This is a genomic window from Isoptericola halotolerans (genome assembly GCF_013149785.1).
In the GTDB taxonomy this organism is placed as follows: domain Bacteria; phylum Actinomycetota; class Actinomycetes; order Actinomycetales; family Cellulomonadaceae; genus Isoptericola; species Isoptericola halotolerans.
In genome coordinates this window covers 201438-227733 of the sequence record NZ_JABEZU010000003.1, presented here as the reverse complement: position 1 = coordinate 227733, position 26296 = coordinate 201438, and the positions used below count along the sequence as shown (strand labels likewise).

Sequence of the window (26296 nt, the reverse complement as noted above, 5' to 3'; positions counted from 1 at the left end):
GACCGTGCCCCGCTCCCTCGACCCCCGCCCCACGTCCCCGGTCCGGATCCAGGCCGACTGGCGGCGCATCGGCAGGGCCGCCCGACGTGTCGCGCTGATCGCCGGCGCCGTGCCGCTCGTGGCCGGCGCGGCGGTCATGGTGACCGACAAGATCCGTGGCCAGCGGTACCCCCTCGACAGCAAGTTCCCGACGGCACCACCGACGTCGACGGACATCGACGGGACCACCGCGACCCTGTACACCTACGGCGCCGACCTCTACGACGCGATGCTCGAGGCGATCGACCACGCGCAGCACACCGTCTTCCTCGAGTCGTACATCTGGAAGGGCGACCAGACCGGCGAACGCTTCAAGCAGGCCATCGCGGACGCCGTCGCACGAGGGGTGGAGGTCTACGTCATCTACGACGCCTTCGCCAACCTCGTCGTGCCGCGGTCCTTCTTCCACTTCCCGCCGCAGGTCCACGTGCTGCGGTTCCCCGCTCTGCGCGCAGGGCTGCTCACCCTGAACGTGCGTCGTTCCGGTCGGGACCACCGCAAGATCCTCGTCGTGGACGAGGAGACCGCCTTCGTCGGCGGCTACAACATCGGTGAGGAGTACGCGACCAAGTGGCGCGACACCCACCTGCGGCTGCAGGGCCGTGCGGCGTGGGAGCTGCAGAACGCCTTCGTCGACTTCTGGAACCGGTGGCGCTCGGCCAAGCACCCCGTGCTGCAGGACAAGGGCGCGGCGCACTGGCAGCCCAGCCTGCGCGCCGCCCGCAACGCGCCCAGCGACCTCGTCTTCCCGATCCGTGGGCTGTACCTGGACGCCATCGACCGCGCGACGAGCCACGTCTACATCACGCAGGCCTACTTCATCCCCGACCGCGACATCCTCCAGGCCCTGCTCGCGGCCGCCGCGCGCGGCGTCGACGTGCGGGTGCTGGTGCCCGAACGCTCGAACCACTCGCTGGCCGACTGGCTCGCCCGTGGGCGGTACACCAAGCTGTTGCGCGGCGGGGTGCGCATCATGCTCTACGAAGGCGCCATGGTGCACGCCAAGACGGCGACGATCGACGGTCGTTGGTCCACCGTGGGCACCGCGAACATCGACCGCCTGAGCCTGACGGGCAACTACGAGATCAATCTCGAGATCGTCGACAACGGGCTGGCGAGCACGCTCGAGGAGGTGTTCCGGATGGACGAGTCCAACTCCCGCGAGCTGACCTACGACGAGTGGACCGAGCGCTCGCCGCTGACCAAGATCGCCGAACGGATCCTCGAGCCGCTCGAGCCCCTGCTCTGACCGGCAGGCGTGCCGTCAGACCTCGAGGGACTCCCCCACGTCGAGCGGGCGGTACGCGTACTCGCCTCCGAGCCGGGCGGTGTCGAGCCACCTGCGCACGAGCTCATGGCCGACCTCGCTGAGCAGCGCGTCGTGCACCGGCACCACCGTGCGGGCGCTCGCGGCCTGCGCGGCGTCCATGGCCTCGGCGAGGCGGAGCCAGGGGCCGGACACCGGCAGGCACAGCACGTCGATGCCTCCTGCGGGCAGGTCGAAGGAGTCGCCGGGGTGGTGGGCGGTCCTGTCGCCCATGCCGACGGTGAACGAGCGGTTCTCGACCTGCGGCACGCGGGGGTGGATGGGTGCGTGGTCACCGCCGCCGACGGCGACCCGTGCGTCGCCGAACCGGAGCTCCTGGCCGGGTGTGACCTCGTGGAGCCTGGTCGGCGGCGCGCCGGCGGCAGCCAGCATCGACAGCACGCCTGCCGTGCCGTGGGCCGTGAGGAGTTCGTCGGCGCGCATCGCCCCGACCGCTGACTCCACGTCGAGGTGGTCGGGGTGCTCGTGCGTGACCAGGATCGCGGTGGCGCCCACCAACGCGCTCACGCTGTCGGCCAAAGTACCGGGGTCGATGACCAGACGGGCACCACCGCCGTCGAGCGCGACGCAGGCGTGCCCGTGGAACGTCAGGAGCATCAGCCCACGTGGCGTGCCCGACGGCGGGCTGCGAGCTCGTCCTCACCGTACGGCCCGCCCTCGTCGTCGAGAGACTCGGTGGGCATCTGGGACAGTGTCCCCTCGACCTCGCGCCACACGCGCCCGACGGCGATGCCGAAGACCCCTTGACCTCCTTGGACGAGGTCGACGACCTCGTCGGGGGACGTGCACTCGTAGACGGAGGCGCCGTCGCTCATCAACGTGATCTGGGCCAGGTCGTCGACCCCTCGCATGCGCAGCTGGGTCACGGCGGCGCGGATCTGCTGCAGGGACACCCCGGTGTCGAGGAGCCGCTTGACCACCTTGAGCACCAGCACGTCACGGAAGCTGTAGAGACGGTGCGTGCCGGAACCGCTCGCCGACCGGATCGACGGCTCGACCAGCCCGGTGCGAGCCCAGTAGTCGAGCTGCCGGTACGTGATGCCCGCGACACGGCATGCCGTGGTGCCGCGGTAGCCGGTGCCGCTGTCCTGCTCCGTGAGGTCCTCACCGAAGAGAAGTCCTTGGGCGCCGGCCGGCACCGCGCCGGCCTCGACGCTCACCTCACCGCTGCTGTTCACTGTGCCTCCAAGATGTCGGTTCCACGCTAGGACCGCCCACCAGGGGCGTCAAAGACGTCGTGCGCGAGCGGGTCGGCGTGTCGCGGACCGATGCGATCCCGTGACCTGCCGTGCTGACCGTGAACCACCGGTCGAGGGTTCGCCTCCACCATAGCCCGCCAACCTTCATCCGGGACTTGAAGGTCATGGTGGCGTGTCGTCCCCGAGCTCGGGAGGCCCCCCGGGCGTCGTGAAGTCCTCGGCGGTGACGTGGTCCAGGAAGTCACGGAACTTCTCGACCTCCTTCTGCTGGTCGAGGTCGACGACCTCGACCCCTGCCGCGGCGACCACCTCGGCCGAGCACAGCACCGGGCTCTCGGTGCGGACGGCGAGCGCGATCGCGTCGGAAGCGCGCGAGTCGAGCCGTACGCCGGTGGAGAGCACCAGCTCGGCGAAGAAGATGCCGCCGTCGAGCGAGACGATCTCGACACGGTCCAGGCTGACACCTACGGCACCGAGCAGGTCGCGCAGCAGGTCATGGGTCATGGGTCGTGGGGTCGCGACCCCGGCCTGGGCCATCGCGATCGCGGATGCCTCCCGCGCTCCGATCACGATCGGTACGGCGAGCTCGGCGGCGGTGTCGAACAGCAGGACCACGATCTCCTGATCGGCCTGCTGCTGCCGTACCCCGAGCACCTCGACCGGCACCATCGGCGCTTCGGCCTCGTCGTCGCTCTCCACACCGTCCACGGTATGCCGCCGGGAGCCTGCCCGCGCTGCGGAGCCGGGATGCTCGTGCCCGGCTACCCCAGCTGGGCGGTCCCCTCGCGGACCCATGCCCCGTGCAGGCGCGACACCAGGTCGCCGAGCTCCTCGGCGAGCTCCGCGGCGTGCGCGCGACCATCGGTCGTCTGCTGGCTGCGGTAGGGGGCGACCACCTGGTCCACCAGGCCCACGTGCCGGTCGGCCGACGAGCGCAACGGCCGCAGGTGCCGCGGTTCGATGCCGTGCTCGGCAAGGCGACCGGCGATCCGTACGACGTCCGGTGCCGAGGTGTCCAGGTAGCCGGACGAGGTGCGCAGCACACCGGCGGTGACGAGCGCGCGGACGAAGTCCTCCGGCATGTCGCTCGCCTCGCTGACCGACTCCACGGTCCAGCGGCGACGCGAGGGACCCGCCGGGTCCTCGACCGGGGAGGCGAGTCGCGGCGCGGGGCCGGGTGCGGGCTCCCCGGCGTCCATGGCAGACAGCCGCTCCTTGATGACCTTCAGCGGGAGGTAGGAGTCGCGCTGCTCGGCCAGGACGAAGCGCAGCCTCTCGACGTCCGCCGCACTGTACTGCCGGTAGCCCGCCGGGGTGCGCACCGGGGTGATGAGCCCCTGCTCCTCCAGGAACCTCAGCTTGGAGTGCGAGACCGCGGGGAAGTCGCCACGGAGCTGGCCGAGCACCTCGGAGATCCGCATCGAGGCGTGGCGAGAGATCCCACGAGGCCACGGCTCGGGGGCGTCGTCAGGCTCCAGGACCTGGTCGGCCCCGGCGCCTGACGTCACGAGACCGGCGCCTGGTCGTCCCGAGGCGCCTGCGGGCTCGCGTGGAAGGACATCCGGAACTTGCCGATCTGTACCTCGTCGCCGGTCGCGAGCGTCGCCGCGTCGATGCGGTCCCGGTTGACGTAGGTGCCGTTCAGCGAACCGATGTCGCGGACGACGAACCGCTCCGACTCCCTGACGAACTCGGCATGCTTGCGTGAGACGGTGACGTCGTCGAGGAAGATGTCGGCGTTCTCGCTGCGCCCGGCGACCGTACGGTCGGAGTCCAGCAGGAAGCGCTCGCCGACGGCGCCGGATCCGTACTGCACGACGAGCAACGCCGAGTGCCGGGGCAGTGCGGCCACGGCCGCGCTCTCCTCCGCCGTCAGAGGGATACGGGGGAACTGCTCCTCAGCGGGCGCGCCGAGCCTGCCGAGGTGAGCCGTCGTGTCGACGCCCGTCTCGTGCGGGAGTGCGCGGGGGTCCGTCATCAGTCCTCCTGGCCGGGTCGGGCGGTCCGACGTGCGCCGTCGTCCGACAAACCTACCCCGTCTCCCGTCCTGGCGGAAAGCAGCACGAGCCGTCCGCGTCAGCTCTCCGGACGTCGGGGGGTCGCATACTGCGGCTCGGTGGGCTCCCGCACCGCGGTGACCTCGACCTCGTCGTGGGAGAACGTCGTCGCCTCGGCGCCCGCCGTGCGCACCGTGGCCAGCGCACCGCCGGGGATCTCGAGGGCAGGGCTGAGCGTCGCCGGGTCACCGATGACGGTCCATCGGTACGGCGGTTCGAGGGGCTGGTCGTCGACGACGACCCCCTCGTCGGTGTCCCGGAACCACGTGGAGGTCACCAGGCGGACGTCGTTGAGCTCCACCACCTCGGCGCCGGCGTTGCGCAGCTCCTCGAGCACGTTGAACAGGGCCGAGGCCTCCAGCGCCCCCTGACGGTCCCGGATGACGATCTCCAGCCCCGGCCCGACCGCCGGCAACCGCCCCGACAGGATGCCCTCGGCGCCGGCACGCTCCTCGGCCAGGTCGACGGCGGCCTGCGCCTGCCCCGAGCCGGACTGCAGCTCGTCGCGCGTGGCCGACAGCTCGGCGACCTGCTCGGCAAGCCGCTCAGAGCGCTGGGTGACCTCGTCGAGCAACCGCACCAGGTCGTCCTGGCGAGCGGACGACAGGGGGTCCTGCGCGGACTGCTGGACCTGCACGACCAGCGCGAAGCCCAGGGCCGCGCACAGCACCGCGGCCAGGAGCTGCGAGCGGTTCGCCCGCGGTCGCATCGCCCGGACCAAGGCACGCCAGCCGCCGGAGGACACCGGGGCGCCCTCCCGGACCTGCTGCGGCACCACGCGCGGCACCGCGCCGGTGCCCGGACCGGGCCACGTCGCCGGTCGCGGAGCCGCACCGGTGGCGCTCGCGGCACCGGACGGGCTCCCGCCGCCGCGAAGGTCGTCGCCCTCGCCGCTCTCGAGACCCGTCGGCAGGTCGGGGTCGGCCGGCGACGTGCTCCCCTCGGGGTCCGTCGTCGCGCCCGCGGGATCCTGCGGGATGTCGTCGTCGCGCTCGTCGCTCATGCTCATGCCTTGAACAGGTGCCGGCGGATCGCCGCGGCGTTGGAGAAGATCCGGATCCCGAGCACCACCACCACCGCGGTCGAGAGCTGCGAGCCCACACCCAGCTGGTCGCCGAGGAAGACGATGAACGCCGCCACCAGCACGTTCGACAGGAACGACACGACGAAGACCTTGTCGTCGAACAGGCCGTCCAGCTTGGCCCGCAGCCCCCCGAAGAGTGCGTCCAACGCCGCGACCACGGCGATCGGCAGGTACGGCTGCAGCGCGACCGGCACGGTGGGGTGCAGGACCAGTCCTGCCAGCACACCGATCACGAGACCGACGACGGCGATCATGGGTTCTCCTCCTGAGTCTCGTCCGGGGCCGGCGCCACCGGCTCCGCGTACCGCAGGCCCTGGCCGCCCACGCTGGGAAGATCGATGGCCTCCACGGTGCTCATCGTCGACTCGATCCCCCACTCCGACGCCAACAGCTGGGTGTAGGCCGGCGCGCCCGTCCGAGCGTACGCGGCCTGCATGGCCTCCGGGTCCCCGATGGCCTGCACCACGTACGTGGGACCGGGCAGCGGCACCAGGTCCACCAGGATCGCCTCGCCCGCATGCCGGATCGCCGACAACGACGTCAGTCGTTGGCCGCCCACGCTCACCGCCTCCGCACCGGAGGCCCACAACGCGTTGACGACCGTCTGCAGGTCGACCGCCTGGACCCGCAGGTCCGAGGGCGCCACGTCCGGGCCTGGGTCGCCCGTGTCGTCGCTGAGAGTGATCTCCAGCCCGGGACCCGAGACGGCGGTGGAGCCCGTGACCACCCCGTCCAGCCGGAGCTGGTCCAGCAGCCCCTGGTCCGACTCCGACAGGGCGGCGGACTGCAGCTGCTCGATCTCGCCGTTCAGCGCCACCGTCTGCTCGCGCAGAGCGTCGCCCGCAGCCTGACGGTCGGTGATCTCCTGCTCGAGGAGCTCTCGCGCCGAGGGTCCTTCCGACGGCGTGCGCAGCTCCTGCGCCGCCGTGACCGTCATCAGCCCCAGCAGCACCGCGACCAGCAGGAGCAGCAGCGGACCCGCCCCCCGCGACGACGGCTCCCCCGCGGCCCGCCGTCGTGCCGCCTCCGCGTACCCCGGGTCGAGCGGCTTCTCCATCACCTCGACCAGCAGCGTCATCGACTCGTCCGGTCGGCGCCCGCGGGACGACGCCGTCACGCCGTTCCCTCCCGGCGCTCGCGGTCCTGGTGGACCAGACGACGCGTCTGGACGAGGTAGTGCCAGCCGGCGAGCCAGTACAGCCCGATCCCCCACCAGGCGAACGCCCAGCCCACCGCGTGCGACACGGTGCCCACCGGCCCGGGGTCCTCCGCGAGCAGCAGCAGCGGGAACGCGTACAGCAGCGCGAACGTGCCGGCCTTGCCGACCACGGTCACCGCCAGGGGTCCGTACCCGTGGCGTGCCAGGACCGGCGCCAGGCACGCCAGCAGCACGTCACGGAGCACCACCAGCGCGAGCACCCACCACGGCACGACGCCACGCCAGAGCAGGCCGACGAGCGTGACCAGGATGAACAACCGGTCTGCCGCAGGGTCCAGGACCTGCCCGAGCTTGGTGACCTGGTTCAGCCGACGCGCGAGGTAGCCGTCGAGCCAGTCGCTGGCTCCCGAGACGGCGAGCACGATCAGGGCCCACACGTCCTCGCCGGAGACGATGAGCACGGCGAAGACCGGGACGAGCGCCAGGCGCAGCATGCTCACCACGTTCGGCACCGTCCACACCGCCGAACTACCCTGCCCTGCCTGCACGATCACCGCCCGTGTCCCTCGAGTCCCCTGCCGGGCACATCCTACGCAGCAGCAGGCAGGACGCCGCGCAGTGGGCAAACTCACCGCGCCGACCCCTGCCATCGGACGACCAGGACCCGTACGATGAGGACAATCCATTCGGAGTTCGTCGTCTTCCCGCGTGTTCGTAGGCCCTGGCCCCAGCAGTACAGATCAAGCCAGGTGCAGGTGTGTGTCCGGGACCGAGCGACCGCCGCGCCCCAGGGCGTGGCAGGACTCCCCCCGCACCCGACGAACGGTCACCTTGCCATGAGCACCCCTGACTCCACCCTGCCCACCGAGCCCGAGACCACCTTCGCCGACCTGAACCTTCCCGCAGCGCTGCAGAAGGCCGTCGACGACCTGGGCTTCACCACCCCCTCCCCCATCCAGGCAGAGGCGATCCCCGCCCTGCTGTCCGGCCGCGACATCACCGGCGTCGCCCAGACGGGCACCGGCAAGACCGCAGCCTTCGGCCTCCCGCTCCTGGCAGCGGTCGACGCCGCCGCCGACGTCTCCCGCGGTCACGTCCAGGCGCTGGTCCTGGCCCCCACCCGTGAGCTCGCGATGCAGGTCGCCGACGCCGTCGAGAGCTTCGCCACCCACCTGCCCGGCCTGCGCGTCCTGCCCGTCTACGGCGGTGCCCCCTACGTGCCCCAGCAGCGCGCGCTGCGCGACGGCGTCCACGTCGTCGTCGGCACCCCGGGCCGCGTCATGGACCACCTCGAGCGCGGCTCGCTCCACCTCGACACCGTCAAGTTCCTCGTCCTCGACGAGGCCGACGAGATGCTCCGCATGGGCTTCGCCGAGGACGTCGAGAAGATCTTCGGCCAGGCAGCCACCGAGCGCCAGGTCGCCCTGTTCTCCGCGACCATGCCGCCGGCCATCCGCGCCGTCGCCGACACCCACCTGAACAACCCGGTCCAGGTCGCCGTCTCCCGGCAGTCCAGCACCGTCACCGCCGTCGAGCAGACCTACGCCGTCGTGCCGTTCCGCCACAAGGTCGGCTCGCTGGTGCGCGTGCTGGCCACGTCCGAGGCGGACGCCACCATCGTGTTCACCCGCACGCGCGCCGCCGCCGAGGAGGTCGGGGTCGCGCTCGTCGAGCGCGGTGTCTCGGCCGCCACCATCTCCGGCGACGTCGCCCAGAAGGAGCGCGAGAAGATCGTCGAGCGGCTGCGCAACGGCTCCCTCGACGTCCTCGTGGCCACGGACGTCGCCGCCCGCGGTCTCGACGTCGACCGCATCGGCCTCGTCGTCAACTTCGACATCCCCCGCGAGGCCGAGGCCTACGTCCACCGCATCGGCCGCACCGGCCGCGCCGGACGCACCGGCAAGGCCCTGTCGTTCGTCACCCCGCACGAGCGCGGCAAGCTCAAGCACATCGAGCGCACCATCCGCGCCAAGCTCACCGAGGCGGAGATCCCCTCGCCCCGCGACGTCTCCGCGCACCGCGCCCGCACCATCCTGGGCACCGTGCCCGCCCGCCTCGAGTCCGGACGCCTCGACCTGTACACCGAGCTCCTGAGCGAGCACCTCGCCCCCCGCGAGGACGGCACCGCACCCGACGCCGCTCAGGTCGCCGCGGCGCTCCTGGCGCTCGCGGTCGGCGACGACGGCCCCGCGCACAGCGCCGCTCAGGCGGAGCACGAGAAGGAGCGCGCCGAGGTCAAGGGCGGCCGGACGCGCGAGACCCACCGCGCCGAGCGCACCGACCGCGACGGTGACCGGACCCGCCGTCACCCCCGGGCCGACCGCGCCGAGGGCGCGCGCGGCATCCGCCGCCCGGCCGACGGCACGCGCTACCGCATCGCCGTCGGGCACACCCACGGCGCGCAGCCGCGCGGGATCGTCGGTGCGCTGACGAACGAAGGCGGTCTGCGCGGTGGCGACATCGGCAAGATCGACATCTTCGGCAACTTCTCGCTGGTCGACATCACCAAGCCGCTCGACGACGCGACGATGAACCGCATCGGCCGCGCCAACGTGGCCGGCCGCCAGCTGCGGATCTCCGTCGACAAGGGCGCCCCGGAGCGGCGCGCCCCGCGCACGGAGCGCCGCCCGGCGCACGCCGCCCACTGAACGAACGGAGCCTCAGGGCTCCTCGGAGGCCTCGCCGAGCTGCCGGACCAGGTCCTGCAGCCGGCGGGCCTCCGCCATCCCCCGCTCGCCGTCGGCACGTTGGATGCCCATGACGGCGAGCGTGCTCCCGTCTGACAGGTCCAGCACCACCCACGGGTCGTTCATGGTCAGCCGGACACCGACGATCTCCTCCCAGGCGACGCGCCGCGACCTGGCCACGTTGCGCACGGTCAGGCCGTGCTGGTCCGGCCGTGCGTGGACGCCACCGAGCCTCCACAGCAGCCACGCCGCCCCCACGGCGAACGCCACGAAGGTCAGCCGTGTGCCGGGCCCCAGGAGCACGCCCTGCTCCGAGAGGAGCCCGACGAGCAGGCTGCCTCCCACGGCCACGAGGCCCGTCACGGCCACGGCGACGCGCGCCCACCACGGACGGAAGGTCCGGAAGCGGGTGCGCGCGTCGTCGTCGGACATGGCTCTACAGGCGGCTGGCGTGGATCAGGGTCACGAGGATCCCGCGGGCACCGACGTCGTACAGCGCGTCCATGACCTGGTTGGTCTCGGAGCGCCGGACCATCGACCGCACGGCCGCGGACTGCCCGTTGTGCAGCGGGGACACGGTGGGCGACTCGAAGCCCGGGGTGACGGCGACGGCCGCGTCCAGCAGCTCCATCGGCACGTCGTAGTCGAGCAGCACGTACTCGCGTGCGGTGATCACGCCCTGCAGCCGACGGGTGAGGATGTCCAGGCCGTCGGGGACGCCCTCCCCGGACCGCCGGATGAGCACGGCCTCGGAACGCAGGATCGGCTCCCCGAAGACGTCCAGACCGGCAGCCTTCAGCGTGGTACCGGTCTCGACGACGTCGGCGATGACGTCCGCGACGCCGAGCCGCACCGAGCTCTCCACGGCACCGTCGAGGTGCACGATCGCAGCGGGCTCGACGCCGCGCTCCGCCAGGTGTGCGCGGACCAGCGTGGTGTACGACGACGCCACCCGCTTCCCCGCGATCTGCTCGACCGTCTCGACGGTGCCGGCCGGCGCCGCGAAACGGAACGTGGACCCCGCGAAACCGAGCGGCAGGTGCTCGATCGCGCCGGCGTCGGAGTCCAGGAGCAGGTCACGCCCGGTGATCCCGACGTCGACCGTGCCCGAACCGACGTACACGGCGACGTCACGGGGGCGCAGGAAGAAGAACTCGACGTCGTTGTCGGCGTCGGCGAGGACGAGCTCGCGGGTGTCGCGGCGTTGGCGGTAGCCGGCCTCCCGCAGCATCTCGGCGGCGGGCGTGGACAGCGACCCCTTGTTGGGGACGGCGATGCGGAGCAACGGATTACCTCGTTCGGATCGGGCGGGACGACGACGGTGGTGCGGTCAGGAGCACGCGCTGCGGCGGGGTCGGGGCGCCGACGGCCCGCCGGGCGCTCACAGATGCGCGTACACGTCTTCCAGGGTGAGTCCCTTGGCCACCATGAGCACCTGCAGGTGATACAGCAGCTGCGAGATCTCCTCGGCGGCGGCCTCGTCGGACTCGTGCTCGGCCGCCATCCACACCTCGGCAGCCTCCTCGACGATCTTCTTGCCGATCGCGTGCACGCCGGCGTCCAGCTGGGCGACCGTCCCGGACCCGGCAGGTCGGGATCGGGCCTTCTCGGACAGCTCGGCGAACAGGGAGTCGAAGGTCTTCACGTCGCCAGCCTAGACGCCGACCCCCTGTCGTCCGTGCGGGGTTTCGTCCTACGGGACGGAGGTCACAGTGTCAGGATGCGCTTGGCACACTATTTATCTCGAAGCCTCCCGCACCGGATCGGATAGCCTGACCCCCGATCGCGCCGTCATCACCTGCGCGGCGAACCACCCCGGACGGAGGCCTCCCGTGACGACCCGCGAGGACGACTTCATCACCTCCGTCGAGGACGACCTGGCCGAAGGTCGGCTCACGGCCGCGAGCAGGACGCTCGCCGGCCTCTCCCCCGTCGACGTCATCGACGTCCTCGAGCGGCTCGGTCGCCGCGACCGCGCCGTCCTCTACCGGCTCCTGCCCAAGGACGTGGCCCTCGAGGTCTTCGAGGGCCTCGACCCGGTCCTGCAGGGAGAGCTCGTGCACGCCCTGCAGGACGACGAGGTCGCACGGCTCTTCATGGACCTGGACCCGGACGATCGCGTCCCCCTCCTGGACGAGCTGCCCGCCAAGGTGGCCCACCGCCTGCTGCGCGGGCTCCCCCAGCACGAGCGCGACATGACGTCGGCCGTGCTCGGTTACCCGCAGCGGTCCATCGGCCGGCGCATGAGCCCCGAGTACGCCACCACCTCACCCGGCACGACCGTCGGCGACACCCTGCAGCGGATCCGGCTCCGGCTCGACGACGCCGAGACGATCTACACCGTGCCGGTGGTGGACCACAGCCGGCGGCTGGTCGGCGTCGTGAGCCTGCGTGACGTGCTGCGGGCATCCCCGGGCGACACGATCGAGTCCGTCATGAACGAGCCGTTCGCGGTCCTGGCCACGGCCGACGCCGAGCTCGCGGCCCGTGAGTGCGCAGACCGCAAGCTGCTCGCCCTGCCCGTGACGGACAACGAGTCGCGTCTCGTCGGCATCCTGACGGTCGACGACGCGCTGTCGATCCTCGAGGAGGCCGAGTCGGAGGACGCCGCACGCTCCGGTGGTGCCGAACCGCTGCGTCGGCCCTACCTGGCGACGCCGATCACCGCCGTCGTGCGCGCTCGGGTGGTCTGGCTGCTCGCCCTGGCCGTCGGTGCCTCGCTGACCGTCCAGGTGCTCGGCGTCTTCGAGGAGACGCTCGAGCGGATGGTCGTCCTGAGCCTGTTCGTCCCGCTGCTGATCGGCACGGGCGGGAACACCGGCAACCAGGCAGCCACGACGATCACGCGGGCCCTGGCGCTCGACGACGTCCGCCCTCGCGACGTGCTGCGCGTGCTGGGCCGGGAGGTCCGGGTCGGGCTGCTGCTGGGCACCCTGCTCGGCGCGCTCGGGCTCGCGGTCGTCGGACTGCTCTACGGGACCGACATCGGCCTGGTGGTCGGCCTGACCCTCGTCGCCGTGTGCACGCTCGCCGCCTCGGTCGGGGGCGTGATGCCGATCGTGGCGCGCAAGCTCCGGGTCGACCCCGCGGTCTTCTCCAACCCGTTCATCACGACGTTCATCGACGCGACGGGGCTCATCGTCTACTTCCTCATCGCCCGAGCCGTGCTGGGCATCTAGGTCCCGTCACGGACGGCGGTGGTCCGACGGCCACCGCGCGGGCAGGTCCCCGCCGGGCCCGACGGCAACGACGCCGTCGAACGGCGTGACCGTCCGGAACCCGAGCTCGGCGTCGTCGTGCAGGAGGACGACGACCTCACCGTCGACGTCGAGGGGGTCACCCACCGGGTAGGGGCCGCGCCCGCCGTTGCAGGTCTCCGGCGAGGACAGCACCGTGACCTGCTGACCTGCCTCGACGCCCTCGCCGGCGAGCACCTCGTCGACGGCGACGTCCCACCGCGCCGCGCGCACGCCCCAGGCCGCGCCCTCCCCCGCCGCACCGACGACGGCGCCGCGGACCACCAGGGCGTCTTGCGCGGCCTGCACCGGGGTGTCGTGCACCGCCCAGTCGAAGCACGTCTCGTCACCGTCACCGGCACCACATGCGGCGATGGTGAGGGCTGCGACGGCGGCGAGTCCTGCTCCGCCCGGGATGTGCGCGTCCTTCGTCCTCATACCCAGGAAGATGTCGCGAAAGCCGTCGTCCTTGCGTCAGTTCGTGTGCCGGCTCGCCAGGTCGCGGAGCGCCCCGATCTCTGCCGGGACGTTCTCCGCACCGAACACCGCCGAGCCTGCGACGAAGACGTTGGCGCCGGCGTCGGCGGCGCGCTCGATCGTGTCCCGGGAGACTCCCCCGTCGACCTGGATGTGCACGTCCAGGCCGGACTCGCTGACGGCCTGCCGGGCACGCCGGATCTTGGGCAACGTGCCCTCGATGAACGACTGCCCCCCGAACCCTGGCTCGACGGTCATGACGAGGATCATGTCGACCTCTGCCAGCAGGTCCAGGAAGGGCTCCACCGGTGTCGCGGGCCGCAGCGCCACCCCCGCCCGCGCGCCCAGGCGGCGCAGCTCACGGGCGAGCCGGACCGGTGCCTGCGCCGCCTCGGCGTGGAACGTGACCGACGCCGCGCCCGCCTCGGCGAACGCTGGAGCCCACCGGTCGGGGTCCTCGATCATGAGGTGGCCGTCGAGCGGCACCGGCGACACCTGCGCCAGCCGCTCGAACACGGGCAGGCCGAGCGTCAGGTTGGGCACGAAGTGGTTGTCCATGACATCGACGTGCGCGTAGTCCGCGCCGGCGATGAGCTGCAGGTCCCGCTCCAGGTTGGCGAAGTCGGCCGACAGGATGCTCGGGTTGATCAAGGCTGCCATGATGCCCAGCGTAGGGCCGGTCGCCTTCTGGTAAGTGCGCGAGCGAAGGAGCATCGCATGGTTCCCGACATCAACTACTGGGCCGTCGTGGTGGCCACGGTCTCCACCATGGTCGTCGGCTCGATCTGGTACACGCCGAAGGTCTTCGGGAACAGGTGGATGCGCCTCGCGCACGTCGACCCGGACAAGCAGGGAAGCGCCGTCGGCCCGATCCTCGTCACCGTGATCGTCAGCTTCGTGTCCGCCTGGGTACTGGCCGGCGCGACCTACATCGCCTGGGAGTTCTACGGCGGGGGCTTCCTCGCCGCCGCCCTCGCGACGGCGGGCTTCCTCTGGGCGGGGTTCACCGCGGCGCGGTTCGTCACCCACGACGCCTTCGAGGGACGCCCGCGCGGACTGACCATCCTGAACGTCGCCCACGAGCTGGTGACGTTCGCCGTCATGGCCGTGATCATCGGATCATGGCCGCCCGCCGGCGTCTGACACCACCGAGCACCACGCTCACGCACGCTCGACGTGGAGCCGAGCCGCCTGACGGGTCAGGTGGTCACGTTCGGCCGCGCTCGTCGCCGTCCCGGCGGCCTGCGCGTACAGGCGCGCTGCGGTCGCGCGGTCGCCGTCGCGCTCGTGCAGGTAGGCTGCCGCTGCCGTGAACCGCGGCAGGCCGGGGTCGAGCTCGGACAGCGCGGCCATCCCGGCCCGCGCCCCGTCCGCCTCGCCGACGGCGACGGCACGGTTGAGCCGTGCCACCGGGTTCTCGGTGAGGCGCACCAGCTCGTCGTACCACTCGACGATCTGCACCCAGTCGGTCTCCGCGACCGTCCGCGCGTCGGCGTGCAGCGCCGCGACGGCTGCCTGTGCCTGGTACTCGCCCAGCCGGTCACGCACGAGCGCCGCCTGGAGGACCTCGACCCCCTCGGCGATCAGCTCCGTGTCCCACTGTCCGCGGTCCTGCTCGGCGAGGGGCACGAGGCTCCCGTCGGCCCGGGTCCGTGCCGGGCGTCGGGCGTGGTGCAGGAGCATCAGGGCGAGCAGGCCCGAGACCTCCGGGGCGTCGACCATCGCCCGCAGCTCACGGGTGAGCCGGATCGCCTCGGCCGCGAGGTCCACGTCACCGGTGTACCCCTCGTTGAAGACGAGGTAGAGCACGCGCAGCACGGTGGTGACGTCGCCGGGTCGGTCGAGACGGACGCCCGACACGGCGCGCTTCGCCCGGCTGATCCGCTGCGCCATCGTCGCCTCGGGGACCAGGTAGGCCTGGGCGATCTGACGCGTGCTGAGGCCACCGACCGCACGCAGCGTCAGCGCGACGGCCGACGAGGGCGTCAGGGTCGGGTGGGTGCACAGGAAGTACAGGCGGAGGGTGTCGTCGGACGCCGCACCCGGCCCGTGCGGGGGCTCGGCCTCGACCTGCTCCTCGCGCCGTCGTCGCGACATGTCCGCGCGGACGGCGTCGAGGAACTTGCGCCAGGCGACGGTGACGAGCCAGCCCTGCGGGTCGCGCGGCGGGTCGTGGGGCCACCGTCGCACGGCCTCCAGGAGAGCCTCCTGCACGGCGTCCTCTGCCGTCGCGAAGTCGGCTCCGCGACGGCAGAGGACGCCGATCACCCTGGGCGTGAGGGTTCTCAGCAGGGTGTCGTCCACGGCCTCACTCCGTGATGGTCGGCGGTGCGGTCAGGAACGGGCGCACCTCGAGCCACTCATGGATCGGCTCGCCGCCGGCGCCGGGAGCAGCCGACAGCTCGCCGGCCAGCTCGACGGCACGGTCGTGGTCCTCGACGTCGATGACCATCCATCCCGCGATGAGGTCCTTGGTCTCCGGGAACGGCCCGTCGGTGACCGGGGGCCGCCCCTCGCCGTCGTACCGGACGAACATGCCCTCCGGCGAGAGGGCCTGGCCGTCCACGTACTCGCCCGTGGCCTCGAGCCGCGCGGCGAAGTCGTTCATGTACTGGATGTGGGCGGACACCTCGTCCGGCGTCCACCGGTCCATCGGGACGTCGTTCACGGCCGTCGGTGCGCCGCGGTAGTGCTTGAGCAGCAGGTACTTGGTCATCGCGCTCTCCTTCGTCGGGACGGCTCTCGTAGCCGCTCTCACCACGGGGACGCAGCCCGGTCCGCGTTCTCGACATCCGGTCAGGACCTCTCCTGGTCGGGTCCCATCCTGGTCGAGTCCGGGTCGCGGCGCTCGCACGGCGCCGATCAACCTCTGCATCCGTCACCGGCGCACTACGCTCGCGCCGTGAACACCTCAGCACGCCCTGCCTCCCCGGACACCCGGCCCGTCGTCCGCGCCGCGAGGCGGGACGACCTGCCCGCCGTCGCCGCCGTCCTCGAGCCGTACGTGCTCGGCACCGCCGTGACGTTCGACGAGGAACCGCCCGGGGCGGAGATCTGGCAGGCCCGCCTCGACGACCTGGCCGGCCGCGGGCTGCCGTTCCTCGTCGCGGAGGTCGACGGCGCCGTCGTGGGGTACGCCTACGCCGCCCCGTGGCGCCCGAAGGCCGCCTACCGTCACACCGCCGAGACGACGATCTACCTCTCCCCCGCCGCCCAGGGTCGCGGGACGGGCACCCGGCTCCTCTCGGCGCTGATCGACGCCTGCTCGCTGGCCGGCGTGCGGCAGCTCATCGCCGTCGTCGCCGACGACCCCGCGGCCGCCGGGTCGCTGCCGCTGCACCGGCGCCTGGGCTTCGAGGTGGTCGGCACCCTGCACGACGTCGGAGTCAAGCACGGCCGGAGCGTCAGCACGATGCTGCTCCAGCGATCGCTGCACTGATCAGTCGACCGCACGGCGCAGCGTGTCCGTGCGGTCGACCACCGTGCGCCATGCCTCGACCGGGACACCCGGGTGCATGTCCCGGTCGATCTCGCCCAGCGCCGCCCTGAGGTCGTCGAGGGTCCGCGTCACGACGCGTGCCGCCCGTCGGCGGGGCAGGCCCCACGCGACGCCCTCGGCGACGAGGTGCGCCCCCGTGATCGCATCCATGTCCCGCTCGCCGGCGACGTCCATCGCGAAGACGCGCGAGGCGTGGGAGTGGTGCAGGTGCATCGAGACGTCGTAGGCGGGGGCGAGAGCCACGGTGCCGTCCTGGCGACGCAGCATCGAGATGTTCTTCGCGTGGGCGTCGGTGTTCCCGACGGCGAGGTTCAGCGCGGTCAGCGCCAGGAGCGGGTCCGGCCGCGCCCCGTCGTCGCGCAGCACCTGGGCGATCCGGGCCAACGAGGGCAGCGCCCGTCCGTGCTGGAACTTGCGCTCCGGGTCGCGGGTGTTGATCCCGAGCGCCTGGGCGGCGTCCTCCTGGTGGATGCGACGCAGCCCGCCGGGCGCGTCGGCATCGGGCACGCGGTCGTAGCGGGAGACCACGATGCACCGCATGTCGTCGAACGTCTCGACGCGGGCGTCGATCGTGGTCAGGCCGATGCGCCGGGCGAGGTCGAGCGCCGCCGCCTCGGTGTCGACGAGGTCGGCTGTGGGCGAGTCAGCGGCGCGTGCGACCTTGAGGATGTGCGTGGTCGGCTGGTCGGGCGACGCCCGGGACCACGTGCCGTCGGCGTGGACGAGCCCGATCTTGGGTTCCATGCCGGGCAGCGAGCTGGTCAGGTGCTGGCTGCGGCCCTGCCCACCGGCGCGAGCCAGCGTCTCGCGCAGCAGTGCGCCGACCCCGTCGTCGTCGAGCAGGACCGGCTCCTGCGGGTGACGCCGCGGGCTGAAGTCCGCCGCCACGAACTCCAACGCACCGACCGTGTCGCCGCCGTACGCGCCGAAGAAGCCGACGGCGTCCTCGGGATCGACCCCCGCCTCCATCGCCATGTTGTCGCGCACACGCCCCTCGGGCATGAGGCCGTCGAGCCAGGCGCTGGCGCGTGCGGGCGAGGGTGGCGAGTCCTGCTCGATCGGCAGCAGGTGGGACAGGATCCGCGATCCGTAGCCCCAGCGGTCGGCCGCGCCCGGGTCCCAGACGAGATCGGCCCGAGGCACACTGTTCGCCGTCCGGCGAGAGGTGAAGCGGGCGATCCGGCTGCCGTAGAGCCAGGCGTCAATCTCCGTCGCTGCCATCCCTGGTCCTTTCGGCGAGGCGCACGTCGATGCCGAGCTCGTCGAACATCTCGAACAGCCGGGTGATGTAGAGATTCCCGGCGCCGGACTCGACCTCGGACACATACTGCCGGGTCAGTCCAAGCTCATCCGCGAGCGCCGCCTGGCTGGTGCCGCGACGTCGGCGGGCCTGCTGGACGAACCGGCCGATGTCACGAGAACTGCGTGCGTGCGTCCAGCGTGCGCTCTCGGGCATGACAGCACCTCTCCTGTGACAGGTTTTCGCGGCAACGTCCAGGGTGGTCAGGTTATCCCGACACTGGCCGAGGTGGCAAGGAAAACCTGACGGGGTGTGTGAGCCGTTGCAGCAGACCCTCACCATCGCCCCCGCCACGGTCGCAGGGTTCGTCCGTCGCCGCGGAGACCCGGTCGACGACCGCGTCGTCGCGGCGAGGGTCTGCTCAGGCCGTCCGGCGCAGCAGCGTCAGGTGCATCGCGTCGGTGCCGTGCACGTGCGGCCAGAGCTGGACGTCCAGGCCACCCGCTCCGCCGTCGTCGGCCCCGAGGTCGATCTCGGCGCCCGGGACGAGCACGTCGCGCACCACGGCGCGCGCGTCCAGGCGCTCGACGTCCTCGCGGCGGCGCAGCACGTCGTCGACCACCAGGCGCGTCTCGGCGAGGTGCGGCGAGCAGGTCACGTACGCCACCACTCCCCCGGGCCGCACGGCGTCCAGCGCAGAACCGAGGAGCTCGGACTGCAGACCCGTCAGCGTGCCGAGGTCGGCCGGCGTGCGGCGCCATCGGGACTCGGGACGACGGCGCAGCGCGCCCAGGCCGGTGCAGGGGGCGTCGACGAGGACGCGGTCGTAGGCACCGGGCTCCTCGGTACCGACCTCGCGCCCGTCCCCGGTCCGGACCGCCTCCACGGCGTCGTCGGGCACGGCGCGCATCCCCTGGCGCACGAGCCGGGTGCGGTGCGGCTGGACCTCGTTGGCCACGAGGCGCGCGCCCCGCCCGGCTGCGAGCGCGCCGAGGAGCGCCGCCTTGCCGCCCGGGCCGGCGCACAGGTCCAGCCAGCGCTCGTCGCGGCCTCCCAGCGGTGCGGCGGCCAGGGCCAGGGTGACGAGCTGGGAGCCCTCGTCCTGGACGCCGGCGCGTCCGTCGCCCACGGCCTGCAGGGCGGCAGGGTCGGTGCCGGAGGCAAGCACGTGGGCCGTCGGCGCCCACCGACCCGGGCTCAGGCGGGCCTCCCGGTCGCCGGCGGTCAGCTCATCGGCCTCGACGAGGCCGGGGCGCGCGACGAGCGTGACGCGCGGGGCGGTGTTGTCGGCCTCGAGCAGGTCGGCGAGCTCGTCGGTGGAGCGTCCGGTGCCGTGCAGGGCCTCGCGCAGGGCGCGGGTGATCCACACCGGGTGCGAGCCGGTGAGCGCGAGCGCCGTGGTCTCGTCCGGGGCCTCCGCGCGGATCCGGTCGAGCCAGTCGGACAGGCTCGTGCGTCCCACCGCCCGCAGGACGGCGTTGACCATCTGGGCCGGACCGGCCCCCACCCGGTCGCGGCACAGCCCGACGGTCTCGGAGACCGCAGCATGGGCGGGCACCCGCATGCCGAGGAGCTGGTGGGCCCCGAGGCGCAGCACGTCGAGGACCTCGGGGTCGAGCTGGTCCAGGGGTCTGCTGACGCAGCGGGACAGGATCGCGTCGTAGCGCCCGCGCAGGCGCAGGGTGCCGTAGGCGAGCTCGGTGGCGAAGGCGGCGTCGCGCCCGGCGATGCCGCGCTCACGCAGCAGCGGCGGCAGCACCAGGTTGGCGTAGGCGTCCGAGGCGTCGACCTCGCGCAGCACGTCGTAGGCGGCGGTGCGGGCCGGGTCGGTGGCCCGGCGCCGCTGCGAGGGCGCCTGGGAGGTGCGGTGGCCCTGCCCGCGGGAGCGGGCGGCGCCACGCTGGCGTCCCCGAGCATCACGACGGTCGTCACGGCGGTCGTCGGTCATCGCGCACCTCCCAGGACACCGGCGTCGACGACGGCACGGCCGGCACCACGGGCCCAGTCCGCGGCGGCCATGGCCTTCTTGCCGACGGGCTGGACCTGGCCGAGCGCGACGGCGCAGGTTCCGGTGCCGACGAGCACCTCCGCCTTGGTGGCGCGCACCTGTCCCGGCGCGAGGCCGGTGACCTCGGGCCGTGGGGTGACCGGACCGAGGTTGAGGCGCACGCCGGGCGCTGCGCCGTCGCTGGGACCGCCGTCGACGGGCAGGGTGGTCCACGCCCCGGGGGCGGGGGTGACCGCCCTGATGCGCCGGTCGACCGCGAGCGCCGGGTCCGCCCAGCGCACCAGTGCGTCCTCGCGCGTGATCTTGGGGGCGAGCGAGGCCCCGTCGGCGGGCTGCGTCTGCGGGGAGAGCTCACCGGCCTCCAGGGCGTCCAGGGTGGCCACGAGCAGCTGCGCTCCGGAGGTCGCCAGGCGGCCGAGCAGGTCGCCGGAGGTGTCGCGGGGCCGGATCGTCTCGGTGGTGGTACCGAGGACCGGCCCGGTGTCCATGCCCTCGTCGAGCAGGAACGTGGTCGCACCGGTCACCTCGTCCCCCGCCAGGACGGCGTGCTGGACGGGGGCGGCACCGCGCCAGGCGGGCAGCACCGAGAAGTGCAGGTTCACCCAGCCGTGGCGAGGCACGGCCAGCACGTCGGGGCGCAGGAGGTGCCCGTAGGCGACCACGGGGGCGGCGTCGACCTCCAGGCCGCGCAGGCGCTCGACGAACTCATCGCCGCGGGGAGCGTCCGTGATCACCGGGATCCCGGCCTCCTCAGCGGCGCCGCGCACAGGGCTCGGCACCAGGCGGCGCCCCCTCCCGGCGCGAGCGTCGGCACGCGTCAGCACGGCGACGACCTCGTGGGAGGAGTCGATCAGCGCACGCAGCGCAGGGACAGCAGGTTCCGGGGTTCCGGCGAAGAGCAGACGCACCGTGCAAGTCTAGGGCCGCGTCGTCACGGGCAGACCGAGACCGGCCAGCGCCACCCGCAGCGCGGCGGTGTCCGTGAAGTGCACGGCGTGCAGCCCGACGGCGCGGGCGGCCTCGACGTTGTGCAGCGTGTCGTCGACGAACACCGTGCGGGCCGCCTCCACGCCGAACCGGTCCAGCGCGAGGCGGAAGATCGCGGGGTCGGGCTTGGCCAGTCCCACCCGTCCGGAGACCACGACGTCGCGCAGCAGGTCGATGGCGGGCGCGGCCGGGGCGGCGTGGTGGAAGGTGTCGGCAGCCCAGTTGGTCAGGCCGTACAGACGCACCCCGGCGGCGGCCAGCTCGGCGACCAGCTCGGCCGACCCCGCCACCGGCCCGGTCAGCGTGCCGGCGTACTCCCGGGCGTACCGGGCGGCCATCGGGGCCAGACGAGGCTGGTGGGCCTCCAGATGGGCGACGGCCTCGGCCCACGTGCGGCCGGCGTCCTGGGCAAGGTTGAACGCCCCGAAGTCGACGTCCGTCATCCAGGCGTCGACGCCGGCCCGGTCCAGCCCGTCGAAGGCTCCGTAGGGGTCCCAGCCGACCAGGACGTTGCCGAAGTCGTAGATCACGGCGTCGATGTCACGCTGGGCGCGCTCGCGGGAAGAAGGCCCGGGGGCCGGGTGGTTCGTCATCAGAGCATCTCCGCAGGGTCGAGCTGGACACGGACGGCGCCCCCCTCACGCCGGGCGGCCCGGACCGCGAGGGAGGCGCGTAGCTGTCGGGCGAGGTCGACGCCCCGGGCCAGGGGAACCCGCACGACCACACGCACCGCGGCCTCGAGCCGCGCGCCGTCGTCGGGCAGGTCGACGGGCCCGAGCACCGCCGCGCCGTCGGCGAGCTCGACACGGCCCACGAGGGCGTCGACGGCCGCCTGGTCACCGGTGACGGCGGCGACCCGCACCGCAGGCGGCAGATCGAGCTCGCGGCGCTCGTCGAGCTCTCGCTCGGCCAGGCCCGGGGCGTCGAACCGCACCAGGGCGCTGGTCGGGGCCGGCGCCGCGTCCCCCACCAGCAGCACCTGGCCTCGCGGCGCCGGGCGCACGAGCCCGGCCGCGGCGAGCCACCTGTGCGCCGCCTCGGTGGCGGTGGCGAGCCCGGTCCCGGCGGTGGCCACCGCGGCGTCCAGCAGCAACGCGGCCGCATACCCGTCGTCGGGCACCGGTTCGGCACCGGGTGTGGCGACCACGATCGCGGGCGTCGCCTCCAGCCGGTCGAGGATGCCGCCCGGCGCGGAGGAGGCCGACACGCGCACCGGCACGCCGGGGAAGGCCCTGCCGAGCTCCTCGGCGGTGCGCTCCGAGCCGACCCGCACGGCGCGCACCCGGTCGTGGCCGCACTCGGCGCACCGCCAGGCACCGGCCAGGCGGCCGCACCACGTGCACTGCGGTGCCGCGGTCGCCCCGCGCATGCCGAGCGGTCCGTGGCAGTGGCCGCACCGGGCGGCCGTGCGGCAGCGGGCGCACGCCACGACCGGCAGGTATCCGGTGCGGGGCACCTGGACGAGCACCGGCCCCTCGGCCAGCGCCTCACGGGCGGTACGCCAGGCCGCGCTCGGCAGCCGGGCCGCCGCCCCCGCGCCCTCGCGCGCCAGCTCCACCGACGTCAACGCGCGCACCCGAGGTGCGCGGGCACGCAGCACGTCGCGCGGGGTGGCGATCTCCTGCGCCCAGCCGGCCGCCAGCATGGCCTGCGCCTGCACGGTCCGGCCGGGCGAGCCGAGCAGGAACGCAGCACCCTGCAGCTCGCTGCGCACCGCGAGCACGTCCCGGGCATGCGGGTACGGGGCGTGCGGCTCGCCCAGCGTCTCCTCGCCGTCGCCCCACAGCACGACCAGACCGAGCTGCGGGACCGGGGCGAACATCGCCGCACGCGTGCCGACCACGACCGAGGCCAGACCGTGCCGCGCGTGCAGGAACGCCCGGTAGCGCGGCGCCGGACCGTCGGTGGCCTGCAGGCGCACCACGTCGGCCACCCCGGCGACGGCCAGCGCGGCGCAGACCCGCTCGACGTCGCGCGCGTCGGGGACGACCACGAGCGCCCGGCGGCCCCCGGACAGTGCCGCCCGCACGGCCTGCGCGACGGCCGCGGTCCAGTGCGGGGTCTGCGCCGGCCGGTCACCGTGGCGCTCCAGGCCCGGCAGGGGCGTCCACACGGCCCGCGGGGACTGCCCGGCCAGGACCCGGCGGCAGAAGGCCTCACCGCCGCGGTACGGCGCCCAGACGGCCGTCCAGCCGTCTCCCGTGGGTGCGGAGGGTGCGGGCGGCGCGGACAGGGTGGTGTCACCCGCGTCGCTGCCGACCCCCTCGGCCGCCAGCAGGTCACGCACCTCGGCCTCCACGCGGGCGTGCCGCGGCGGCACCGCCAGCCGCAGCACGTCGGAGAGCGTGCCCGCGTACCGCTCGGCGACACGCCGGGCGAGCTCCAGGACCTCGGGTGCCAGGACCGGGTCCGGCGAGACGACACGTCGCAGCGCGACCAGCCGGCCGTCGTGGTCCGACGTCGCGGCACGGGCCACGAGGAACCCGCCGACCTCCTGGGCACCGAAGCGGGCGCGCACCCGCACCCCCGGCCGCGCGTCGTCGGCCAGCGGGGCGGGCACGAGGTAGTCGAACTCACGGTCCAGGTGGGCCGGTGCGAGGTCGAGCACCACCCTCGCCACCGGGTCGACGTCGGCGGGCCCCGCAGGTGCCTTCGTGCGGGCCCGGCGGCGCCCCGTCCGGGCGGCCGGGACGTCGTCGAGCCCGAGCAGCGCGGGCTGCTCGGGCTCGTCAGAGGTCGTCACGAGGACATGGAACCACGGGTCACCGACTCACCTCACACCGCGGCGCGCAGGGCGTCCACGCGGTCGGCGCGCTCCCAGGTGAACCCCTCCAGCTCTCGGCCGAAGTGACCGTACGCGGCGGTCGGGCCGTAGACCGGGCGCAGCAGGTCCAGGTCGCGCACGATCGCGGCCGGCCGCAGGTCGAAGACCTCCCGGATGGCGGCGCTGATCCGGGCCGGCGCGACCGTCTCGGTGCCGAACGTCTCGATGTAGAGCCCCACGGGGTGGGCCTTGCCGATCGCGTAGGCCACCTGCACCTCGCAGCGCCGGGCCAGCCCGGCCGCCACGACGTTCTTGGCGACCCACCGCATGGCGTACGCCGCCGAGCGGTCCACCTTGGACGGGTCCTTGCCGGAGAACGCCCCACCACCGTGGCGCGCCATCCCGCCGTAGGTGTCCACGATGATCTTCCGGCCGGTCAGCCCGGCGTCGCCCTGCGGACCTCCCACGACGAACTTGCCCGTCGGGTTGACGATCAGGCGCACGTCCCCGATCTCCAGCCCCACCGACGCCGCGACGGCGTCCACCACCGGGTCGACCACGTGGTCGGCGACCTCACGGTAGAGCTTGTCCTGCTCGATGTCGGCGTCGTGCTGGGTCGACAGCACCACGGTGTCGAGGCTGACCGGGCGATCGCCGTCGTACCCGACGGTGACCTGGGTCTTGCCGTCGGGGCGCAGACCGGCGACCTCACCAGACTTGCGGACCTCGGCCAGTCGTTCCGAGAGCCGGTGCGCCAGGAAGATCGGCAGCGGCATCAGGGAGGGGGTCTCGTCGGTCGCGTACCCGAACATCAGCCCCTGGTCGCCGGCGCCCTGGGCGTCGAGGGGGTCCACGTCGTCCGCGTCGGTGCGCCGCTCGAGGGCGGTGTCGACGCCCTGCGCGATGTCCGGCGACTGCTGCCCGATGGACACCGACACCCCGCAGGAGTCACCGTCGAACCCGATGGCCGAGGACGTGTACCCGATCCCGCGCACCACCTCGCGCACGATCTGCGGGATCTCGACATAGGCCTCGGTGGTGACCTCCCCGGCCACGTGCACCAGCCCGGTGGTCACCATCGTCTCCACGGCCACCCGCGACCGGGGGTCCTGGGCGATCAGGGCGTCCAGGATCGCGTCGGAGATCTGGTCGCACACCTTGTCCGGGTGTCCCTCGGTCACGGACTCGGACGTGAAGAGGCGCAGCGCATCGGTCATGCGCTCAGCCTACGTCCACCGACCCGCCGATCCCGGCACGACGAGGGCGAAATATCCCACGATCCGAGATCGTCTCACATGCTGGTCAAGTACTTCGCGATCGCGTCCCACAGGCCGTCGGCCACCTCGCGCTTCGACCCGGCGACGGAGGTCACCGTCTCGCCACGGGAGTCGAGCACGGTGACGTCGTTGATCTCCGCGCCGAACCCCAGGCCCTCCCCCACCGCGTTGACCGCCAGCAGGTCCGCGCCCTTGCGCAGGGCCTTCGCCCGCCCGTGCTCCAGCACCGAGCCGGCGTCGTCACCCGTCTCGGCGGCGAAACCGACGACGACCTGCCCCGCACGCAGGCGGTCGGCCGCCAGCTCCGCGAGCACGTCGGGGTTCTCCACCAGCTCGATCGGTGCGGGAGGCGCCCCGGCGACCTTCTTGATCTTGGCCGTCGGGGTGCGTGCCGGCCGGAAGTCCGCCACCGCCGCCGCCATGACCACGACGTCGGCACCCGGTGCGGCACCGCGCACCGCCTGGCGCAGCTCGGCCGTCGACGACACACCCACGACCGTCGCGCCGGCCGCGGTCAGAGGGTGGGTGAGGGACTCCGGCAGGTTCGCCGCCACCAGTGTCACCTCGGCACCACGGGCGCAGGCCGCCTCGGCCAGCGCCACCCCCTGACGGCCGCTGGACCGGTTGCCGATGAAGCGCACCGGGTCGATCGCCTCGCGCGTCCCACCCGCAGAGATCACCACACGGCGGCCGGCCAGGTCCTGCGACGCGACACCCGCCGTGTGCCGATCCTCGACCGCGGCCAGGGCGAAGCGTGCGATCTCCTCGGGCTCCGGCAATCGCCCCGGACCCGTGTCCGCGCCCGTGAGGCGCCCGCTGGCCGGCTCCAGCACGTGCACCCCCCGCTCGCGCAGGGTCGCCACGTTCGCCCGGGTCGCCGGGTGCGCCCACATCTCGGTGTGCATCGCCGGCGCCATCACCACCGGGCAGCGCACGGTGAGCAACGTGGAGGTCAGCAGGTCGTCCGCGCGGCCCGCCGCGGCGCGCGCCAGGAGATCGGCGGTCGCCGGCGCCACGACCACCAGGTCCGCACCGTGCCCGAGGGCCACGTGCTGGACGCCGGGGACGTCGTCGAACACCTCGGTGCTCACCGGCTCACCCGAGAGCGCCTCGAAGGTCGGGGCGCCGACGAAACGGAGCGCAGCCGCCGTCGGGATCACCCGGACGGCATGGCCCTGCTCACGCAGCAGCCGCAGCAGCAGGACCGACTTGTAGGCGGCGATTCCGCCGCTGACCCCCAGCAGGATCCTCATGGC

General features: G+C 73.2%; 29 protein-coding genes. 5 read left to right on the top strand and 24 right to left on the bottom strand.

Annotated features, from left to right (window positions below):
- Positions 1-4 precede the first annotated feature (4 nt).
- A complete protein-coding gene (locus HDG69_RS13055; protein WP_343036436.1) occupies positions 5-1288 on the top strand; it encodes a phospholipase D-like domain-containing protein in 1284 nt (427 codons plus the stop codon).
- A 15-nt stretch (positions 1289-1303) separates the two neighbouring features.
- Here HDG69_RS13055 and HDG69_RS13050 read toward each other — a convergent pair whose 3' ends face one another.
- From HDG69_RS13050 to clsA, 9 genes are all read right to left on the bottom strand, one after another.
- The gene (locus HDG69_RS13050; protein ID WP_171784254.1) at positions 1304-1963 is read right to left on the bottom strand and encodes an MBL fold metallo-hydrolase; all 660 of its coding nucleotides are present in this window, start codon (positions 1961-1963) and stop codon (positions 1304-1306) included.
- On the bottom strand, positions 1963-2544 hold the full coding sequence (locus HDG69_RS13045; RefSeq protein WP_171784253.1) for a MerR family transcriptional regulator: 582 nt from the start codon (positions 2542-2544) through the stop codon (positions 1963-1965). Before HDG69_RS13045 ends, HDG69_RS13050 begins: the two co-directional genes overlap by 1 nt.
- Before the next feature lie 183 nt (positions 2545-2727).
- A complete protein-coding gene (locus HDG69_RS13040; protein ID WP_171784588.1) occupies positions 2728-3234 on the bottom strand; it encodes a bifunctional nuclease family protein in 507 nt (168 codons plus the stop codon).
- Between the two features lie 92 nt (positions 3235-3326).
- Positions 3327-4073 (bottom strand): transcriptional regulator FtsR, encoded by a 747-nt coding sequence (gene ftsR, locus HDG69_RS13035; RefSeq protein ID WP_343036435.1) that lies wholly within the window; start codon positions 4071-4073, stop codon positions 3327-3329.
- Positions 4070-4543 carry an FHA domain-containing protein gene (locus tag HDG69_RS13030; RefSeq protein ID WP_171784252.1) on the bottom strand — a complete coding sequence of 158 codons (474 nt, stop codon included), beginning with the start codon at positions 4541-4543 and terminating at the stop codon, positions 4070-4072. The genes ftsR and HDG69_RS13030 overlap by 4 nt, the downstream gene beginning before the upstream one ends.
- A 98-nt stretch (positions 4544-4641) precedes the next feature.
- A complete protein-coding gene (locus HDG69_RS13025) occupies positions 4642-5631 on the bottom strand; it encodes a DUF881 domain-containing protein (RefSeq protein ID WP_171784251.1) in 990 nt (329 codons plus the stop codon).
- Positions 5628-5960: a small basic family protein gene (locus HDG69_RS13020; protein WP_171784250.1), complete on the bottom strand. Its 333-nt coding sequence runs from the start codon at positions 5958-5960 to the stop codon at positions 5628-5630. Before HDG69_RS13020 ends, HDG69_RS13025 begins: the two co-directional genes overlap by 4 nt.
- Complete coding sequence (locus tag HDG69_RS13015) at positions 5957-6823, bottom strand: DUF881 domain-containing protein (protein WP_343036434.1); 867 nt, start codon at positions 6821-6823, stop codon at positions 5957-5959. The genes HDG69_RS13020 and HDG69_RS13015 overlap by 4 nt, the downstream gene beginning before the upstream one ends.
- Complete coding sequence (gene clsA / locus HDG69_RS13010; protein WP_343036456.1) at positions 6820-7413, bottom strand: cardiolipin synthase ClsA; 594 nt, start codon at positions 7411-7413, stop codon at positions 6820-6822. Before clsA ends, HDG69_RS13015 begins: the two co-directional genes overlap by 4 nt.
- A 288-nt stretch (positions 7414-7701) precedes the next feature.
- On the opposite strand from clsA, the gene HDG69_RS13005 reads away from it, so the two are divergent.
- Positions 7702-9513, top strand: a complete 1812-nt coding sequence (locus tag HDG69_RS13005; RefSeq protein WP_171784248.1) for a DEAD/DEAH box helicase — start codon at positions 7702-7704, stop codon at positions 9511-9513.
- A 12-nt stretch (positions 9514-9525) separates the two neighbouring features.
- Here HDG69_RS13005 and HDG69_RS13000 read toward each other — a convergent pair whose 3' ends face one another.
- The 3 genes from HDG69_RS13000 to HDG69_RS12990 all read right to left on the bottom strand — a co-directional run bounded on the left by HDG69_RS13000 (position 9526) and on the right by HDG69_RS12990 (position 11197).
- Entirely contained in the window at positions 9526-9984 is a 459-nt protein-coding gene (locus HDG69_RS13000; protein ID WP_171784247.1) for a PH domain-containing protein, read from the bottom strand.
- Positions 9985-9988: 4 nt separating this feature from the next.
- Positions 9989-10837 (bottom strand): ATP phosphoribosyltransferase, encoded by an 849-nt coding sequence (hisG, locus tag HDG69_RS12995; RefSeq protein WP_171784246.1) that lies wholly within the window; start codon positions 10835-10837, stop codon positions 9989-9991.
- A gap of 96 nt (positions 10838-10933) precedes the next feature.
- A complete protein-coding gene (locus HDG69_RS12990; RefSeq protein ID WP_171784245.1) occupies positions 10934-11197 on the bottom strand; it encodes a phosphoribosyl-ATP diphosphatase in 264 nt (87 codons plus the stop codon).
- 187 nt (positions 11198-11384) lie between these two features.
- On the opposite strand from HDG69_RS12990, the gene mgtE reads away from it, so the two are divergent.
- Positions 11385-12731, top strand: coding sequence for a magnesium transporter (gene mgtE, locus HDG69_RS12985; RefSeq protein ID WP_171784244.1), 1347 nt, complete (start codon positions 11385-11387; stop codon positions 12729-12731).
- A 6-nt stretch (positions 12732-12737) separates the two neighbouring features.
- Here mgtE and HDG69_RS12980 read toward each other — a convergent pair whose 3' ends face one another.
- Both HDG69_RS12980 and rpe read right to left on the bottom strand, forming a co-directional pair.
- Positions 12738-13226: a hypothetical protein gene (locus HDG69_RS12980; RefSeq protein ID WP_171784243.1), complete on the bottom strand. Its 489-nt coding sequence runs from the start codon at positions 13224-13226 to the stop codon at positions 12738-12740.
- Between the two features lie 36 nt (positions 13227-13262).
- On the bottom strand, positions 13263-13925 hold the full coding sequence (gene rpe / locus HDG69_RS12975) for a ribulose-phosphate 3-epimerase (protein ID WP_171784242.1): 663 nt from the start codon (positions 13923-13925) through the stop codon (positions 13263-13265).
- Positions 13926-13982: 57 nt separating this feature from the next.
- Between rpe and HDG69_RS12970 the strand changes: the two genes are divergently transcribed.
- On the top strand, positions 13983-14408 hold the full coding sequence (locus HDG69_RS12970) for a DUF1761 domain-containing protein (protein ID WP_171784241.1): 426 nt from the start codon (positions 13983-13985) through the stop codon (positions 14406-14408).
- Between the two features lie 18 nt (positions 14409-14426).
- Here the strand turns inward: HDG69_RS12970 and HDG69_RS12965 are convergent, their stop codons facing one another.
- Together HDG69_RS12965 and HDG69_RS12960 are read right to left on the bottom strand one after the other, a co-directional pair.
- Positions 14427-15569, bottom strand: a complete 1143-nt coding sequence (locus HDG69_RS12965) for a DUF6596 domain-containing protein (protein ID WP_171784240.1) — start codon at positions 15567-15569, stop codon at positions 14427-14429.
- A 4-nt stretch (positions 15570-15573) separates the two neighbouring features.
- Entirely contained in the window at positions 15574-15981 is a 408-nt protein-coding gene (locus tag HDG69_RS12960; RefSeq protein ID WP_171784239.1) for a YciI family protein, read from the bottom strand.
- A 186-nt stretch (positions 15982-16167) separates the two neighbouring features.
- Between HDG69_RS12960 and HDG69_RS19615 the strand changes: the two genes are divergently transcribed.
- A complete protein-coding gene (locus HDG69_RS19615) occupies positions 16168-16704 on the top strand; it encodes a GNAT family N-acetyltransferase (protein ID WP_171784238.1) in 537 nt (178 codons plus the stop codon).
- On the opposite strand, the gene HDG69_RS12950 is transcribed toward HDG69_RS19615, so the two are convergent.
- From HDG69_RS12950 to coaBC, 8 genes are all read right to left on the bottom strand, one after another.
- On the bottom strand, positions 16705-17985 hold the full coding sequence (locus HDG69_RS12950) for a HipA domain-containing protein (RefSeq protein WP_171784237.1): 1281 nt from the start codon (positions 17983-17985) through the stop codon (positions 16705-16707).
- Entirely contained in the window at positions 17966-18220 is a 255-nt protein-coding gene (locus HDG69_RS12945) for a helix-turn-helix domain-containing protein (protein WP_171784236.1), read from the bottom strand. The genes HDG69_RS12950 and HDG69_RS12945 overlap by 20 nt, the downstream gene beginning before the upstream one ends.
- 205 nt (positions 18221-18425) lie before the next feature.
- Positions 18426-19952 (bottom strand): RsmB/NOP family class I SAM-dependent RNA methyltransferase, encoded by a 1527-nt coding sequence (locus HDG69_RS12940; protein WP_171784235.1) that lies wholly within the window; start codon positions 19950-19952, stop codon positions 18426-18428.
- The gene (gene fmt / locus HDG69_RS12935) at positions 19949-20920 is read right to left on the bottom strand and encodes a methionyl-tRNA formyltransferase (RefSeq protein WP_171784234.1); all 972 of its coding nucleotides are present in this window, start codon (positions 20918-20920) and stop codon (positions 19949-19951) included. The genes HDG69_RS12940 and fmt overlap by 4 nt, the downstream gene beginning before the upstream one ends.
- 9 nt (positions 20921-20929) lie before the next feature.
- Positions 20930-21592 (bottom strand): HAD family hydrolase, encoded by a 663-nt coding sequence (locus tag HDG69_RS12930; protein ID WP_171784233.1) that lies wholly within the window; start codon positions 21590-21592, stop codon positions 20930-20932.
- Positions 21592-23742, bottom strand: a complete 2151-nt coding sequence (locus tag HDG69_RS12925) for a primosomal protein N' family DNA-binding protein (protein WP_171784232.1) — start codon at positions 23740-23742, stop codon at positions 21592-21594. The genes HDG69_RS12930 and HDG69_RS12925 overlap by 1 nt, the downstream gene beginning before the upstream one ends.
- A 32-nt stretch (positions 23743-23774) precedes the next feature.
- Positions 23775-24980, bottom strand: a complete 1206-nt coding sequence (gene metK / locus HDG69_RS12920; protein ID WP_171784231.1) for a methionine adenosyltransferase — start codon at positions 24978-24980, stop codon at positions 23775-23777.
- A 74-nt stretch (positions 24981-25054) separates the two neighbouring features.
- A complete protein-coding gene (coaBC, locus tag HDG69_RS12915) occupies positions 25055-26293 on the bottom strand; it encodes a bifunctional phosphopantothenoylcysteine decarboxylase/phosphopantothenate--cysteine ligase CoaBC (RefSeq protein WP_171784230.1) in 1239 nt (412 codons plus the stop codon).
- Between the last annotated feature and the right edge of the window lie 3 nt (positions 26294-26296).